Source organism: Ruegeria sp. YTSC325 (assembly GCF_059609525.1).
In genome coordinates this window covers 220832-236977 of sequence record NZ_JBXWLY010000005.1, presented here as the reverse complement: position 1 = coordinate 236977, position 16146 = coordinate 220832, and the positions used below count along the sequence as shown (strand labels likewise).

The following is a 16146-nucleotide window of genomic DNA, read 5'->3' as shown; positions in this document are numbered from 1 at the left end:
AATGTACGTAGCAGTCAAGGGCGGCGAAAAAGCCATCGACAACGCGCATTCCTGGTTAGCAGAGGAGCGGCGGGGATCAACGGATATCGCCGAACTGTCGATCGCCCAGATCCGAGAACAGTTGAGCCTTGCGGTAAATCGGGTCATGGCTGAGGGCTCTCTGTTCGATCCCGATCTGGCCGCGCTAGCGATCAAACAGGCGCGCGGCGACCTGATCGAGGCGATCTTTCTGATCCGCGCCTATCGCACCACGTTGCCGCGATTTGGCTATTCCAACCCGGTTGATACCGGCGATATGGCCTGCGACCGCAGAATCTCGGCCACGTTCAAGGACGCTCCGGGCGGGCAGGTGCTGGGGCCGACTTTTGACTACACCCACCGGCTGCTGGATTTCAAACTAGCTGCAGATGGCAACGACACGGTTGCACCCATGGCCGGGCCGCGTACTGAGCCTACGCCTCACATTGCCGAGTTCCTAAAGGGTGAAAATATCATTCAGGACGAACCCACTAGCGACGACCTGCCGGGCGACTTGACCCGCGAACCGATGGAGTTTCCCTCCACCCGCCCGCTGCGCTTGCAATCACTGACACGCGGCGATGAGGGGTTCGTGCTAGGCATGGCCTACTCAACCCAGCGCGGATACGCCCGCAACCACGCTTTTGTGGGAGAGTTGCGGATCGGAAAAGTCGCCTTCGAAATGGACATTCCCGAGCTGGGCTTTGCCATTGAGATTGGTGAGGTTGAACTAACCGAATGCGAGACAGTCAACCAGTTCAAGGGCTCGAAAACCGAACCGCCGCAGTTCACCCGTGGCTATGGTCTGGTCTTTGGTCAGTCCGAGCGCAAGTCTATCGCCATGGCTCTGGTCGATCGCGCGCTGCGTTGGAAGGAGCTGGGCGAGGACAATTTGGGCGCGCCTGCACAGGATGAGGAATTTGTCCTAAGCCATGCCGACAACATTCAGGCCACCGGTTTCTTGGAACACATCAAACTGCCTCATTACGTGGATTTCCAGTCCGAACTGGAACTGGTCCGAAAACTACGCCGCGAGGCTGAGGAACGGATCGCGCCAAAGGAGGCTGCGGAATGAAGGTCGTTGTATTCGATATCGGCGGCGTATTGGTTGATTGGCACCCCCATCTTGCCTGGGTTTACGATCTGGGGTCCGAGGACGCCGCCCATGCTTTTATCGAACGCACCGGGTTCAAAGCGAAAAACGCGCGGGGAGACAATGGCGAGCTGTTCTCCGATATGGCCAAAGAGTTGGCGGACCCGGAGGATCAGAACCTGTTTGCCTCCTACGTGGAGCGATATACACTCACTGTTCAGAACGCGGTTAACGGCACTTGGGATATCCTCGATCGCCTCAAGGCAAATGGAACCCCCGTCCACGCCATCACCAATTGGTCGGCTGAAACCTGGCCAGAGGGTCTAAAGGTGCACCCCCGGTTGGGTGAGGTGTTCGGAACGTTGGTGGTGTCCGGTCAGGAAGGCGTAATGAAGCCCGACCCGCGTATTTTCAAACTTCTGTGCGAACGTGCCGCTGTTCAGCCCCAAGACTGCGTGTTTATCGACGATGGTTTGCACAATGTCGAAGGTGCGCGTGCTGTGGGAATGGACGCTATTCATTTTGTCGGCGCCCGAGCACTGGAAGCCGAATTGTCCGAGAGGGGAATACTATGAGCGAGTACAATTTCGCCTATCTCGACGAGCAAACTAAGCGGATGATCCGGCGGGCGATCCTCAAAGGACTGGCGGTACCCGGATATCAGGTGCCTTTTGCCAGCCGTGAAATGCCGATGCCTTATGGCTGGGGCACCGGTGGGGTGCAGGTCTCGGCCGCGACGCTGACGCCGGATGATACGTTCAAGGTGATTGATCAGGGCGCGGATGACACGACCAACGCGGTCTCGATCCGTAAGTTCTTTGAGAACACCGCCGGGGTCGCGACCACCGAAGAAACCGAAAAGGCCACTGTCATCCAGACCCGCCACCGGATCCCCGAGGCGGAACTGACCGAGGATCAAATCCTCGTCTATCAGGTGCCTATCCCGGAGCCTCTGCGCTTTCTGGAACCGCGTGAGACGGAAACGCGCAAGATGCACGCGCTTGAAGAATACGGGCTGATGCATGTGAAACTGTATGAAGATATCAGCCAGCACGGCGCGATTTCGACCTCGTATGCCTATCCGGTAAAAGTGTCCGGACGCTACGTGATGGATCCGTCTCCGATCCCTAAATTCGATAACCCCAAGCTGGAAATGGACGCGATCCAGCTGTTCGGCGCGGGGCGCGAGCAGCGCATCTATGCGGTGCCGCCGCACACCAAGGTCGTCAGCCTCGACTTTGAGGACTATCCGTTCGAGGCGACCAAGGCAGACCATCCCTGCGACCTGTGCGGGGCCGAAGACAGCTATCTGGACGAGGTGATCATGGATGACGCGGGCAACCGGATGTTTGTCTGCTCCGACACCGATTACTGCCGCTCGCGCCGCGCTGCCGGGCACGAAGGGCGTTTGGCCAAGGAGGATGCAGCATGATGCGTGAACACGTACTGGGAATTGATCATCTGGGCCTGACGGTTTCGAACCTTGAGGCGACCAAGGCGTTCTTTGTCGAGGCGCTGGGCTGGGATGTGGTCGGTGGACGGCCCGAATACCCCTCGGCCTTTATCAGCAACGGCTCGGCGGTTCTGACGCTGTGGCAGCAAAAGGGCGAAGATCAGCACGGCTTCGATCGTCACGCCAATGTCGGACTGCACCATGTGGCGTTCAAAATCCCATCGCGCGAGTCTTTGGATGTGGTGTTTGCCGCTGTGAAAGACTGGCCGGGTGTTCAGGTGGAGTTTGCGCCTGAACCTTCAGGTGCCGGGCCAAAAATCCATTTCATGATCCGAGAGCCGGGCGGCAATCGGATCGAATTTGCCTATGACCCGAGGTAGAGCCATGACCCCGTTGTTAAGCGTTCGGAATATCAGAAAAACCTATGGCACCCGGATCGGCTGTACCGACGTCAGCTTTGACCTTTATCCCGGTGAGGTGATGGGGATCGTCGGTGAAAGCGGCTCGGGCAAGTCGACGCTGCTGAACTGTCTGGCCGGTCATCTGGAACCAGACGCAGGGCAGGTGGTCTTTGACACGCGTGCCGATGGGCCGGTGGATACGGTGACGATGTCAGAACCCGAGCGCCGGATGTTGGGGCGCACCGACTGGGCCTTTGTCCACCAGCACGCCCGCGACGGGCTGCGCATGTCTGTCAGCGCGGGCGGCAATATTGGTGAGCGTCTGATGGCCGTGGGCGACCGTCACTATGGTGACATCCGCGACAAGGCCATCGACTGGCTGGGCCGGGTCGAGATCGAAGCGAACCGAGTCGATGACCGCCCTACCGCCTTTTCTGGTGGGATGCAGCAACGCCTGCAGATCGCCCGCAATCTCGTGACGGGGCCTCGGCTGGTGTTCATGGATGAACCGACGGGCGGGCTGGATGTTTCGGTTCAGGCGCGTCTGCTGGATTTGCTGCGCGGGTTGGTGCGCGAGATGGGGTTGAGCGCCATCATCGTCACGCATGATCTGGCCGTGGTGCGCCTGCTGGCGGATCGGCTGATGGTGATGAAAGACGGTCACGTGGTCGAATCCGGCCTGACCGATCAGGTGCTGGACGATCCGCAACATGCGTACACGCAGTTGCTGGTCTCAAGCGTGTTGCAGGTGTGAGAGATGATTGAACTGAACAACGTCAGCAAAAGCTTTACCCTGCATAATCAGGGCAGCGCGGTGATCCCTGTGATGGAGGGCGCGACACTCAGCGTGGCCCCCGGGGAATGCGTGGCTTTGACCGGAGCGTCCGGGGCGGGCAAATCCACCCTGATGCGGGTGATCTACGGCAACTATCTGGCTGCCTCGGGGCAAGTCATGGTGGGCGGCGTGGATGTGGCGCAGGCTGAACCGCGCGAGATTCTGGCCCTGCGGCGGGACACTCTGGGCTATGTCAGCCAGTTCCTGCGGGTGGTGCCGCGCGTGCCGACGCTTGAGGTGGTGGCCGAGCCTCTGCTGGCCGTCGGATGCGACCGTCAGGCGGCGCTCGACAAGGCGGCAGGGCTACTGGCGCGGCTGAATATTCCTGAACGCCTCTGGACGCTTAGCCCCACGACCTTTTCGGGCGGTGAGCAGCAGCGCGTGAACATCGCGCGGGGCTTTGCGCACGACTATCCCGCGATGCTGCTGGATGAGCCCACCGCCTCGCTTGACGTGCAGAACCGTGAAACCGTGCTGAGCCTGATCGAAGAGGCCAAAGCGCGTGGAGCGGCCATCATCGGCATTTTCCACGATGTCGGCGCGCGAGAGCGTGTATGCGATCGTGAGATCAACGTCTCGGATTTCACGCCGGGGATGGCCGCATGACCCTTGCGCCGATCATCGCGGTTGTCGGACCCTCGGGCGTTGGCAAGGACAGCGTGATCGAGGCGCTGGAGGCGCGCTCCGCACGAATTCACCGGATGCGCCGGGTGATCACCCGCCCCGAGGGCGAAGAGGGTGAGGATTTCGACCGGGTCTCCGAAGGCACATTTCAGCAGATGGTGGATGAGGATGCCTTTGCCCTGCACTGGCCCGCCCATGGGTTGCTGTATGGGGTGCCCCAAAGCATCCAGCAGCTGCGGGGCCAGGCGGATGCAGTTTTGGTGAACCTGTCCCGATCCGTGCTTTTGCGCGCGCAAGAGGTATTTGGCGATCTGGTCGTGATCTCGCTGACCGCCGACCCGCAGGTGCTGGCGCAGCGCTTGTCGGCGCGTGGGCGCGAAAGTGCGACGGATCAGGCACGGCGGCTTGAACGCGCGCAGACTACGCTGCCCGATGGATTGCGCCGGGTGGTGCAGATCGACAATTCCGGTCCGCTGGACCAGACGGTCAACACCATCCTGACCAAGCTTCAGCCGGAAAGTGCATAGCGATGGATCAGGTGAAACCGCCCGTACTCGGCCTCGCCCATCAGCGCCAGATCCGTGATGTGGAACGGTGCGGGCAGCAGGGGTGCAAGCCGCGTGTCCAGCGCATCCTGAACGGTGGCCAGCGTGGGTTTGTCCAACTTGCCGCTGAGGGTGATGTGAAAGCGGAACGAGTCCATCACGTAAGGGTATCCCCATTGCACCAGATTGACCTCATGCGCGGGCGACAGTCCGGTGCCACGACGACGCTGCAATTCGGCGTCGGATGCGGGCGCACGGAAGGGATCCAGATCGCGCACGCAGGCAGCCGCCAGCGCGTTCAGCGCCGCCTCGTCGCCTGTGGGGCGCAGGGCCAGAAACCGACCCAGTCGCGCGGTCTCAAGTCCATCCAATTTGACCGGGGCTTGCGCAGCGGCCAATTGCGCGCAAGCCTCGCGCAGCGCCTCAACCGTCTGCCCATTGCGCAGTCGGAACGGAGGCTTCATCGTCGCGTGCAGCCCGTATTTGCGCGGCACTTGCGTGACGGCGGCCACATCCACGCCGGGGATATCGGGGTGCGCGACCGAAGCGCCGGCCTCTATGTCCCAGCCCAGCCAGCTTGTGCCAAACCGGGTCCACTCGGCCCCGGCGGGTGGCGCAAAATAGATCGCGTATCGCGTGAATGTCACATTGGCCTCCTATGCGTGGCCTACCCAATAGCTCAGACCGTGTGAAGTTCAGATGACAGAAGAAATGATCCTTGCCAATGCCACGCTGGTTCTGCCCGATGAAACGGTCACAGGTAGCATCCGCATCACCGGCGAAACCATTGCCGAGATCGCCACGGGCAGCACCGTGCCGCCCGGCGCGGTGGATTGCTGCGGCGACTATGTCTGCCCCGGTCTGGTCGAGCTGCACACTGATAATCTGGAACGCCATATTCAGCCGCGCCCCAAAGTCGACTGGCCCCACGCGGCGGCGATTCTGGCCCACGATGCGGAACTGGCCAGCACCGGAATTACCACCGTATTCGATGCGATGCGCATCGGTTCGATCCCATCGGGCAACCGCTACAAGAAATACGCCCGCGAGCTGTCGCGCGAGCTGTGGGATCTGCGCGAACAGGATGCGCTGAAGATCAGCCATTTTTTACACCTGCGGGCCGAGGTCTGCTCGGAAACCCTCGTGGCCGAGCTGAACGAGTTCGGCCCCGAGGATCGCGTCGGTCTGGTGTCGCTGATGGATCACACGCCCGGCCAGCGGCAATTCCGCGACATGACCCAGCTTGAGGCCTATATGAAGGGCAAGCATGGCATGAACGATGATGACTTCCTGCAGCACGTGGCACAACTGAAGGCGTTGCGCGATCGGTTTGGCGATCAGCACGAGGTTGAGACGGTCAAGGCCGCCAAACGGTTCGGGGCGATGCTGGCCAGCCACGATGACACGACGCAGGATCAGGTGGCCGTTTCGGCGGGGCATGGCATCACGCTGGCCGAATTCCCCACCACGGTCGAGGCCGCCCGGGCCTGCCACGATCACGGAATCAAGGTTATGATGGGGGCACCCAATGTGATCCGTGGCGGGTCTCATTCCGGCAATGTCGCGGCGCAGGAACTGGCTGATCTGGGCCATCTGGATATTCTGTCGTCAGACTACGTGCCCGCCGCGCTGCTGCTGTCGGCAACCCGCCTGGGAGATATGTGGGGCAATATGGCGCGTGGCCTGCGTACCGTTACCCAGACGCCGGCTCAGGTGGTCGGTCTGGGCGACCGGGGCGAGCTGCGCTCGGGCACCCGCGCCGATGTTATCCGCTTTCGTATCCGCGAAGGCGCACCAGCGTTGAACGGGGTATGGTCGCGCGGGCGGCGTGTCGCCTGATAGGGCGCGTTAAATCACTACCAATTGGGCTCGGTAGAAAAGATATCGGTCCGGGGCAATGGTTTCCGGCCCGGCAATCTGGTCGAAACCAACCAGTGGCTGACCCGATATCAATAGCCCTCCGGGCAGCATGACCTGCGCGATCAGCGGGCTGAGGCGGGCTGCCTCGGCCACATCGTCTTCCTTGACGCCACGCCCGAAATCATAATGTGCCAACGCAATCTTGGGGCCGCCTTGTGCCAGCTTCTCCAACATCGGCTCGGCCTCGCCTTGCAGGAAATCCTCGGCCGGCGGAGTGCTGGAGGGATGGCATTGTAGCACCCGGTCCATCACCCAGATGCGCCGGTCGGACAGGATCTCGCGCAGGTGGTCATAGGTGCGGCCATTGCCCAGGCCCATGTCCAGAACGTCGCCGGGGTGATCCGCGATCTGTTCTACGGCCCAGTTCAGCCCATCGCGTTGGGCGGTCAGGCGGCGCAGCATTGAATCCAGTCGGCTCATTCGGGTCTCCGTATTTCGTTGGTCGCGACCCAGGGGACGCCGGGTCCATCCAGAAGAAGGTGCAAAAGGTCGTGGGTAAAGGCCCAGATCGCGTCATCATGCGCGAGGTGGTGGGTCAGAATGCCGAAGGGTTCGGAATTATCGCTGCGGCCTTCTCGTCGATCTCGCAATAACGCGGTTGTCGTGTCAATCAGACGCTCGGGCGACACTAGCCCCCGCGAGCCGCGCCAATCTATCGGATCAAGATGCGTGTTGACCAGGTGCAACCCGGGCGCGGCGGTGGGCGTGGCCCGAGGCGTGGCCGTGGACAAAATGCGATAGCCCAGTGCAGGCAGTTCCGCGACGACCTCGGGCGCGATACGGTTCCAGGGCGGTACGAACATAGGCGCCAAACGCTCGCCGAACAGATCCTGCAGCCGGTCCAACCCCTGCTGTGCGTCGCCAATGATCGTTGGCATCGACCGGTGCATCCGAAACTCGGATTTCTTTTCCTGCTTGGGCGCGTGGTTCAGATGCGCCCATCCATGGACGACGGGGATCAGAGTGCTGCTGTCGACCCGGGCGACAAGGCTTGTGTCGCACGTCTTTGGAATGACAGCCAGGTGAACTGGTACCCCAAGTGTATCCGACAGGGCGATCAGTCGGTCAAGCTGCGGTGTTGCCGAGATAGCATCATCGTCACGCCACCATAGGGGCAAAGACAGTCTGTGCTGTTCCCACACGGCCAATTCGTCCTGTAGTGGGCGCCAGTTGGGAATCATATACGGCCCTCCAACAGCGTCTTCGCGATCTCGACGGTTTTGGCAGCCCCGTCAAACCCACGGTCGGGAACGGTTCGTTCAGGGCCCGATGTCGCACTTACTATCGCCCGAGCCAGCAGTTCTGCATCTAGCATCTGGCTTGGAATGACTTCGATGGCTGGAAGGGCGTCTAGTGTTCGTGCGCGCAGCGTCTGCTCAACTTCGCTGCCGTCGTCGAAAGGGACAAACACGGATGGGGTTCCGGTCTGCAGAATATCCAGGGCGGTGTTGTATCCGCACATGCTGACCGATGCGGCTGCGATTGGCAGCATTTGTCGAAAATCGGGCCTCACCGGTTCCAACGTAACCGGCGCATCCTTGACCAAAGGCGTCAGCTGTTTGATGCGCGCTTGGGCATCCTGGCCTCCGACCAGCAGGCGCCAGCGCCTGTTGGGCATCTTTCGGGCAGCCTCGATGGCTGTCTGAAAGATCGGCTGTCCAACCGACCCTCCGCCTGCACTGACAAGGATTTCACCTTCACCAGTGCGCTGTGGGTGCGCGGTCGGCGCGTCAGGCGCAACGAATCCGGTATAGTGCAACCGCTTCTGAAGTTGCTCGGAAACCGGCCAGCTGACCTCAAGCGGGATGACTGTTTGATCCGAATGCACAAGGACACCGTCGTAGTGTTCGGATATGATCTGATCTGTCCGTTCAGCCTTGGAGGGCTTCGAGGGCGGCGCAAGAATGTCTCGGACCGATCCCAAGATGACAGGAGGTCGGGGGAACGCACGGGCCGCGTCCAAGGCGGCGGTGAACTCGGCCGACAACGACCTGCGCCCGAACGGGTACAACTCGGTGATCAGTACGTCCGGTGAGAAGCTTCTGACAGCTTTGGTCAGGGCAACACTACGAGCGGACATGTAATCCGCATCTGCCACCTCACCTGATTGCGTCAGCAGGCGCGTAAAGTTGGTACCGTCTGACCGCAGTGGGGGCAGCCCCAGCAAAGACATCCCAAAACTGTCCAGTTGGGGCGCAGGCATGCCACCAGATACTGTCAGAACTTCGTGCCCCGCTTGCACAAAAGCGCGTCCAAGGGTCAAGGCGCGACTCAAATGTCCGGTGCCCAGCAGGTGGGTGACCACGATCATCACTTTCATGCGACGGGCTCCGAGCGGATCAGGCGCACGGGCTCAGGCCACGCGCGCAGAGGTTGTGTTTCAACGATATACAGTCTGTTGCGTTTGATTTTAAAGGGGGGCGGCCCGTCGAAATTCCAATCCCATGCACTGGCCAGAATGACACGCATGATGCCTATGTGACAGACGGCCACCGTATCGGCCTGTAAGCCGTCAAGCCAGGGGCGCACGCGGTGCCAAAGCTCTGCGGGGCTTTCTCCGCCGGGTGGGCGAAACTGCCAGCTCCAATCTTCGATGTGGCGATAACCGCTGTCAGGGTCCGCGATCAGGTCGACCCCGCGCAACCCTTCCCATTCGCCCCAGTTCATCTCAGTCAAAGCGTCGTGGGTGTCTGGGGTGCGCCCAGAGACCAGACGCGCTGTTTCAACTGCGCGTTGCAGCGGGCTGGACCAGAGCTCGGCTTTATCCCAAGGTTCGGGCAGAGCATAACCCGCAAGATCCTGACGGGCATCATCGTCCAACGGAATATCACTGCGTCCCTGAATCCGGCCTGCGCGGTTCCAAGGTGTATGACCATGGCGGAGCAGCGCAAGTCTCGTCATCCCCGACCCTCGATCAAGGGGCGGACAGCTTTCCAAAAAGTCTCGGTTGCGTTCGGCAAAAGGTGACGGGCAGCGACGTAGGCGCGCGCCTCGGTTCCGGTTTTCAGGCGCTGCGTGTGGTCACGCAGCAGGCTTTGTAAATGTGCCGCTAGCCCTGCTGGCCCTGTCTCGGCCGTGGGGTAGGTCGAGGGCAGCAAAACATCCCGCACGCCGGGTCTATCCTGCGCAACAACTGGAATACCGCTGGCCTGCGCCTCAAGGTAGATCATACCATACGCCTCATTCACGCCCGGCCAGAGCAGGACCGACGCGGTGTCATAGCACATCTGAACTGCAGCACGGTCAAGTTGCCCCAGAAAGCGCACTTTGGACCCGAACCGGGCCATCATGGCCTCAACTTCGGGTCTGACGGGCCCATCGCCGACAATGTTCAAAGCCCATTGGCCTTTCAGATGCGCCAATGTTTGGGCCAGTATGTCGTAAGAAGCCAGCTTGTCGCCGTGGCGCATCATCGCGACCGTCAACATCGGCCCATCACATGAAGACGCCTCTGGCAAGTCTTCTGCGGGCAGGAACGGCGGCAGCTCGATCAGTTTCTGCGAGCCGAACCTTTCGCGCTCTAGGGTAATCAGGTCGTTCGCGGTGTGATAAAAGATCACGTCGGCCGCGTCACAAGCATTGTGTGCGGCTTTGGCGAAACCCGCCCAAGGGCCGGTCAAGCGGCTGGTCGCGCGCGTGCTTTCCAACTGAACATAGGGAATTCCTCGGGCGGAGCTGACACGTGGACCCAGCAAATCGGGGGCCTTGTAATAGTTGTGGTAGGTCACCCAAAGCGCGGTGTTTGTGGGCAATTCTGTTACAAGACGCTCTGCTTCGCGTTCCGCGGCTTCGTGCAGCTGCGTCTGAACCCGCGTGTCCCCGGTTTTGTCGTAGAGGCGAAGGGACGAGGCCAGCTCGACCGTATCACCCTGCGCGGCGATTGCGGTCATCAAGTTCCGGGCCATTTCCCTATCGCCGGACGGCACCGGGCTGTCCGGGGATTTCATCGGAGCGTAGAACGCAACCCGCGCCATCAGCCCCTGTCCGCCCCCAGAGCGGTCAGACGTTTGGACAAAAGTGCGATTCCGGGGTCCATACGGAAGTCAGCGATCAACCTGTCATAGGCCGCTTTCGCCATGTTTTCAGTTGATCCAGGGTCGGCTGCCATGCTGGAAATGGCCGCCGCCAGCGCGGTGGGGTCATCACTGGACAGCACACCGTGGGTTCCTGTTTCGATGAATTCGGGAATGGCCGAGACCGGGGTCGACAGGATCGGCAGCCGCTGAGACGCAGCCTCCATCAGCACATTGGGCAACCCGTCGCGATCTCCGTCCGTGGCAATGCGGCTGGGCAGCACAAACAGGTCCGCCTCGCGCATGGCGGCAATCACCTCGGGTTGGTCGCACGCGCCTTTCCAAGACAGGCGGTCCGCGACCCCTAAATCTTGTGCGAGGGTGCGTAGCGCGTCCCCCAAAGCGCCGCCGCCGATATGGGTCCAGTGCCAGTCCAGGGTTGTGGGCAATAAGGCGAAAGCGTCGAGCAGGCGGTCAAAGCCCTTTTTCTCGACCAGACGCCCTACGGAGAGCATGTGGAAGGGTGCATCGGGCGCGCGTGGGTTACGTTTCGGAGGAGACGGAAAACGGCTCAGGTCCAACCCGTGATAGATCAGATCAACGCGCGCGGGGTCATCGGCAAGGCTGCGCAGATGGTTTGCGCCAACGGCGGTGCATGTGGCGCCAAAAGATGCACCATGCGTTTCAGCGTGCAGTTTCTCGGCCTTTTCCCATTCGGGCGAGGTCCAGATGTCTTTGGCATGGGCGGAAAAGCTCCACGGTAGTCCCCGCATGATGGCGGCATAGCGTGCGACCGAAGACGGGGTATGCATAAAATGCGCATACAGGACACGTGTATCCTGCGGCAGTTCGGCGGCCAGAACGCACGCCTGCCCAAAGCGTCGGATGCGGTTATGTGTGGGGTCGCGGCGCAGATCAGCGCGCCAGATTCGGTATGCTTCGCCATAGCCGGGCATGGCGCGTGCAACAGCGCGGGCGGCCCAAACGCGCTGGGGTTCCTGATATAGGTATTCGGGTAGGTAATGGACCTGCCCTGTGAACCTTTCGTGCAGGGGATGACGTTTGACGTCAGTAGGATGGCGAAGCGACCAGATGTCAAACCGGTGGCCCGCATCCTGCAATGCTACCAATTCTTGCGCGATAAACGTTTCCGACAGGCGCGGCCATCCTTTGACCAGCACCGCCAGTTTCGGTTGTGTAAGGCTCATCCGGTGGCCCGTTCCTGCTCTCCGGTCAGCAAGGCGTGTACTCGACTTGTGACATAGTCCAGACCGTCCAGCAGCCCATCGCAGATGACCTCGGATGGAAGGGACTGATTGGGCAATGCTCGGATGGCATTGATCATCGCATCGGTCGTCAACCCATCGCGGCTTTCGTCGAGCATTCGAACAAGGCCCAGTTCTTCGGCGCGCGAGGCCCGGATCCATTGTTCCAGCCGGGGCGTGGTGCGGGGCACGATCACGGCACGCTTGTCAAATGACAGCACCTCGCAAAACGTGTTGTAGCCGCCCATACAGACCACACCCGCCGCACCGGCAAACAGGGTTTCGATCTGGGATTCAAATCCGACGGCCGTTACGCGACCGTTCAGGGCTGCGACGCGCGTTTCAAACTCTTCGCGCAGTTCTCCTGACAGGAAGGGGCCGTAAACTAGAACAGCCCGAGGCGAAAGCGTCGGGTCGTGCTCGTAGGCGGACAACACAAGGTTTACCATCGCCTTGCCATCGCCTCCGCCGCCGGGCGTGATCAGGATGTAAGGCTGCTCGGGCGGTTCTGCGACCGGTCCCAGATCGCGGCGCAAATATCCGGTCCAGTGCATACGCGCTTGGGTGGCAGGGCTAAGAGGCAACCCCTGTGTTGGATCATAGATCGACCGCAACCCATAGACCCAAATCTCATCATAATAGGTCTCGGTGGCATCCAGGGCTTCTTTTCGGTCCCATTCAGCGGCCAGCACTTCGGGCTCGTCTAACACGTCACGCAAGCCCAGGACGATCTGGGTTCGTTTGGTTTTCAAAAGGCAGTCCAGCGTTGGCAAAAGTTCCCCGCGAAATCCGGTGGGTTCTTTGTCAACGATCAGAACATCAGGATAGAATTGCTGAACGGCAGTTTGGATAAGGCTCGAGCGCAACTCCGTCACGTCTTCAATCCCCATCCCCATCGTCTGCGAGGCATAAGACCCGTCGGCGCGCTTGGTAACCCCCGGCAGGCGTACGTGGTCGACGCGACGGGGAAAGGTGAAGCGGCCTGCAACTGGAGACCCGGTCAAGATCAACGCCGAAGCCGAAGGATCAGCCTGAGTTATTGCAGCTGCCAAAGCACGGGATCTGCGCAAATGCCCCAATCCGAACGTATCATGGCTGTAGAACAGGATGCGAGGCGCACGGCCGGTTTTGTCGTTTTGTTTTCCTAGGCTCATTCTTTCGCCCGTCTTAGTGTCTGAGTGCAACTCCGCGCGCTTGCACGTCTATCGTATTTGTTTTTCGGCTGCTTGTAAAAAACTCTGCTTTGACCTGCCGAAACCGACAAACATGGCGAATTGGCTACATGTTGTAGATCCTTTCTGTGGTTCGCCGTGTTTTCCACCAATGGATACAACCATCTAAGCCGTGCAACGCACCCCGCTCCTCATATTCAGTTTTTGTCAGATTGGAAACACTCGACACGTGCCTATTGTACCGCGCACCCAGTAAAAAACCGTTCCCGAAAACAAGCGGTTGATGATTTGAACACGCAAATGTGCTTTTGTATTGTGCGTTGCAAATGTCGAACTGGATAGAATCCCCTATGAAACCAAGATTTGGTGCCATCCTTGCCCTGTTGATCTGGGCGACCACTTTGGTGTTTGCAGTCGGGGCCACAGCGCAGACCTCGCTTATACCCGGTTATACAACGAACTCTGATACTGCAGCATCTACGACCGAAGAGGGCGACCTGGCTACTGCCATCCGGTCGGCCACCGAGGCCGGAGCCAGTGTCATCGTTATCGACAGTGCGGGCAAAGTCGTGTCTTCGGGTCAACAAACAGTATCGGCTGACGGTGCGGGCCCTTCAGACCCGATGTCTGATGGCTCTCAACTTATGAAAGCGCAGGAGAGGTTCTCTAAGTTCCGCGAGTCGATGCAATCCCGGCTCGAGGCGCTTCCCTATTCGATCTTCGAGGTCAAATACGTCCTGCGTCAGACCAGCCCCGATGGTCGGATACAGACCTATGTCGAGGTGCTGTTCTGGAACATCCTGTTCCTGCTGCTGGGGCGTTGGCTCTCAACCGAGATTTACGGCAAGCGCATTGCCAAAGGGATTGTCGTCGCGCGGTCCAAGGAAAACCCGCAAGGTTATCGCGAAAAAATGCCGTTTCTGGTGTTCCGCTTCCTTATGGGGATCGGGGGCACGATCTTTGCCATGCTGATGGCCCTGATCGTCGGGTTCCTGTTCTTTGGCGAGGCTGAGGACATCTCGATCCAGTTTACGGTAACAGCGATTTTCGCGGCCTTCTTCCTGTCGCGCACGGTCTCTGATCTTTGGCGCATGGTATTGTCACCGTATCTCAGCCAGTACCGGCTGCCGCCCTTTTCCGACCGGGACGCCAAGCGGCTTTATATCTGGGCATCGGCGATCGCGACTTACGACATTTCGGTCGTGATGTTTTCGACATGGGTTGCGGATTTCGGGTTGAACTACAACGTCTATGCCATGGTCTATGGCGGTCTGACTATGCTGGGCGCGTTGGGCAATGTTCTGATGATACTGTTCAACGGCCGTGCAATTTCCAATGCCATCCGGGGCGGGCGAGCCAAAGAACAAGTGTCATGGATACTGCGCTTTATCTCTTTGGCGTGGGCGCCAGTTTTGATCCTGTATATCGTTTTCAGTTGGTTCAAACTGGCCGTCGATCTTGTGCTGGAGAATGAAAACTCGATCCCTATTGTTGCCAGCAGCTATGCCATCTTCATGTCGGTCGTGATTGCTTATGGCGCGATGAACTATCTGCTCGAGCGGTATTTTGACCGAAACCGTCAGATAGAAGAAATGAACGCCGAAGGTGAGGTCAGCCCAGTGGAAGTGGTTATAGAGACCCCTCTGGCCGAAAAACGCGCGCATTCGATTGTGACCTATGAGGATCTGGCCCGTCGTGTCGCGGGTATCCTGGCCTTTGTGGTGGGCCTTTATGCGCTGGTTGTCATCTGGAACCCGGATGCCAGCTGGAGCGAGGAACTGCCCATCGAACGGTTCCTGGATGTGATGGTCATCATGTTCATCGGCTATATCCTGTTCCATTTCTTCCGCATCTGGATCGATACGAAGATCGCAGAAGAGATTGACGATGGCGGTGCCGAGGCCGAGTTGGGTGATGAAGGAGGTGAAGGTGGGCAGAGCCGCCTTGCCACTTTGCTACCCCTGTTCCGGGGGGCCATATTGGCTGTGGTCGTTGTCACCATTGTCCTGATCGCACTGATGGAGCTGGGCATCAATGTCAGCCCGCTATTTGCTGGCGCGGGTGTCGTTGGTCTGGCCGTGGGATTTGGCTCTCAGACCCTTGTGCGGGATATCTTCTCGGGGGCATTCTTCCTAATGGATGACGCGTTTCGCAAAGGGGAATATATCGACATTGGCGATGTGAAAGGCACGGTCGAAAAGATTTCGGTCCGGTCGTTCCAGTTGCGCCACCACTTAGGTGCGCTGAACACCATCCCCTTTGGCGAGATCAAAGTGCTGACGAACTATTCTCGTGACTGGGTGATTATGAAGCTGCCCTTGCGGGTGACTTATGACACCGATGTCGAGAAGGTGCGTAAGCTGATCAAGAAGCTGGGTCAGCAATTGCTGAGTGACCCTGTGATCGGCGACAATTTCATTCAGCCGCTCAAGTCTCAGGGTGTGATCGAGATGCAGGATTCAGCGATGATCATCCGCGTCAAGTTCATGACCAAGCCTGGCGATCAGTGGCTGGTACGCAAGAAGGTTTATCAGGAAATTCGCGAACTGTTCGCGCGCGAAGGTATCCGCTTCGCCCATCGAGAAGTGACAGTGCGCTTGGCCGATGAAAAAGCTACCGAAGATCTGACGCCGAAACAGCGCGAGGCAGTAACGGGCGCTGTTCAGGCCGCGATTGACGAGGACTATCTGGACGATATCGGCCCTGGTGGAGGGGATGACAGGTAGGACGCGCTCCCGCCTCTTTTGGACGCGTCTCTGACGAGACGCACTCAAAAGCGTTGGGCCGGGCCGCGCGTTCCGCGCGGC

General features: G+C 59.7%; 17 protein-coding genes. 9 read left to right on the top strand and 8 right to left on the bottom strand.

Annotated features, from left to right (window positions below; all coding sequences use genetic code 11):
• The first annotated feature begins 1 nt into the window (after position 1).
• From AC2FF7_RS10255 to phnN, 7 genes are read left to right on the top strand one after another with little or no spacing between them, the layout of a single operon-like run.
• Positions 2–1093, top strand: a complete 1092-nt coding sequence (locus AC2FF7_RS10255) for a carbon-phosphorus lyase complex subunit (protein ID WP_496905600.1) — start codon at positions 2–4, stop codon at positions 1091–1093.
• Positions 1090–1686 (top strand): HAD family hydrolase, encoded by a 597-nt coding sequence (locus AC2FF7_RS10250; RefSeq protein WP_496905599.1) that lies wholly within the window; start codon positions 1090–1092, stop codon positions 1684–1686. The genes AC2FF7_RS10255 and AC2FF7_RS10250 overlap by 4 nt, the downstream gene beginning before the upstream one ends.
• Positions 1683–2543, top strand: a complete 861-nt coding sequence (locus AC2FF7_RS10245) for an alpha-D-ribose 1-methylphosphonate 5-phosphate C-P-lyase PhnJ (protein ID WP_170354806.1) — start codon at positions 1683–1685, stop codon at positions 2541–2543. The genes AC2FF7_RS10250 and AC2FF7_RS10245 overlap by 4 nt, the downstream gene beginning before the upstream one ends.
• Positions 2540–2944: a VOC family protein gene (locus AC2FF7_RS10240; RefSeq protein ID WP_496905598.1), complete on the top strand. Its 405-nt coding sequence runs from the start codon at positions 2540–2542 to the stop codon at positions 2942–2944. Before AC2FF7_RS10245 ends, AC2FF7_RS10240 begins: the two co-directional genes overlap by 4 nt.
• Before the next feature lie 4 nt (positions 2945–2948).
• Positions 2949–3719 carry a phosphonate C-P lyase system protein PhnK gene (phnK, locus tag AC2FF7_RS10235; RefSeq protein WP_480866336.1) on the top strand — a complete coding sequence of 257 codons (771 nt, stop codon included), beginning with the start codon at positions 2949–2951 and terminating at the stop codon, positions 3717–3719.
• Positions 3720–3722: 3 nt separating this feature from the next.
• Positions 3723–4406 (top strand): phosphonate C-P lyase system protein PhnL, encoded by a 684-nt coding sequence (phnL, locus tag AC2FF7_RS10230; protein ID WP_170790316.1) that lies wholly within the window; start codon positions 3723–3725, stop codon positions 4404–4406.
• The gene (phnN, locus tag AC2FF7_RS10225) at positions 4403–4951 is read left to right on the top strand and encodes a phosphonate metabolism protein/1,5-bisphosphokinase (PRPP-forming) PhnN (protein ID WP_480866334.1); all 549 of its coding nucleotides are present in this window, start codon (positions 4403–4405) and stop codon (positions 4949–4951) included. Before phnL ends, phnN begins: the two co-directional genes overlap by 4 nt.
• On the opposite strand, the gene AC2FF7_RS10220 is transcribed toward phnN, so the two are convergent.
• Complete coding sequence (locus tag AC2FF7_RS10220; protein WP_496905597.1) at positions 4933–5616, bottom strand: DUF1045 domain-containing protein; 684 nt, start codon at positions 5614–5616, stop codon at positions 4933–4935. The genes phnN and AC2FF7_RS10220 overlap by 19 nt on opposite strands.
• 52 nt (positions 5617–5668) lie before the next feature.
• Between AC2FF7_RS10220 and AC2FF7_RS10215 the strand changes: the two genes are divergently transcribed.
• Entirely contained in the window at positions 5669–6808 is a 1140-nt protein-coding gene (locus AC2FF7_RS10215) for an alpha-D-ribose 1-methylphosphonate 5-triphosphate diphosphatase (protein WP_480866332.1), read from the top strand.
• Between the two features lie 9 nt (positions 6809–6817).
• Here the strand turns inward: AC2FF7_RS10215 and AC2FF7_RS10210 are convergent, their stop codons facing one another.
• Genes AC2FF7_RS10210 through AC2FF7_RS10180 form a run of 7 tightly spaced genes read right to left on the bottom strand, consistent with a single transcriptional unit; the run spans position 6818 to position 13321 of the window.
• Positions 6818–7309, bottom strand: coding sequence for a class I SAM-dependent methyltransferase (locus tag AC2FF7_RS10210; protein WP_480866331.1), 492 nt, complete (start codon positions 7307–7309; stop codon positions 6818–6820).
• Positions 7306–8070, bottom strand: a complete 765-nt coding sequence (locus tag AC2FF7_RS10205; RefSeq protein ID WP_480866330.1) for a polysaccharide deacetylase family protein — start codon at positions 8068–8070, stop codon at positions 7306–7308. Before AC2FF7_RS10205 ends, AC2FF7_RS10210 begins: the two co-directional genes overlap by 4 nt.
• Entirely contained in the window at positions 8067–9209 is a 1143-nt protein-coding gene (locus AC2FF7_RS10200; RefSeq protein WP_480866328.1) for a glycosyltransferase family protein, read from the bottom strand. Before AC2FF7_RS10200 ends, AC2FF7_RS10205 begins: the two co-directional genes overlap by 4 nt.
• Positions 9206–9790, bottom strand: a complete 585-nt coding sequence (locus tag AC2FF7_RS10195) for a histidine phosphatase family protein (RefSeq protein WP_480866326.1) — start codon at positions 9788–9790, stop codon at positions 9206–9208. The genes AC2FF7_RS10200 and AC2FF7_RS10195 overlap by 4 nt, the downstream gene beginning before the upstream one ends.
• Positions 9787–10863: a glycosyltransferase family 4 protein gene (locus tag AC2FF7_RS10190; RefSeq protein ID WP_496905596.1), complete on the bottom strand. Its 1077-nt coding sequence runs from the start codon at positions 10861–10863 to the stop codon at positions 9787–9789. Before AC2FF7_RS10190 ends, AC2FF7_RS10195 begins: the two co-directional genes overlap by 4 nt.
• Entirely contained in the window at positions 10863–12110 is a 1248-nt protein-coding gene (locus AC2FF7_RS10185; RefSeq protein WP_480866322.1) for a glycosyltransferase, read from the bottom strand. The genes AC2FF7_RS10190 and AC2FF7_RS10185 overlap by 1 nt, the downstream gene beginning before the upstream one ends.
• The gene (locus AC2FF7_RS10180; protein ID WP_496905595.1) at positions 12107–13321 is read right to left on the bottom strand and encodes a glycosyltransferase family protein; all 1215 of its coding nucleotides are present in this window, start codon (positions 13319–13321) and stop codon (positions 12107–12109) included. The genes AC2FF7_RS10185 and AC2FF7_RS10180 overlap by 4 nt, the downstream gene beginning before the upstream one ends.
• A gap of 368 nt (positions 13322–13689) precedes the next feature.
• On the opposite strand from AC2FF7_RS10180, the gene AC2FF7_RS10175 reads away from it, so the two are divergent.
• Positions 13690–16065, top strand: a complete 2376-nt coding sequence (locus AC2FF7_RS10175; RefSeq protein ID WP_480866319.1) for a mechanosensitive ion channel domain-containing protein — start codon at positions 13690–13692, stop codon at positions 16063–16065.
• The last annotated feature ends 81 nt before the right edge of the window (positions 16066–16146 follow it).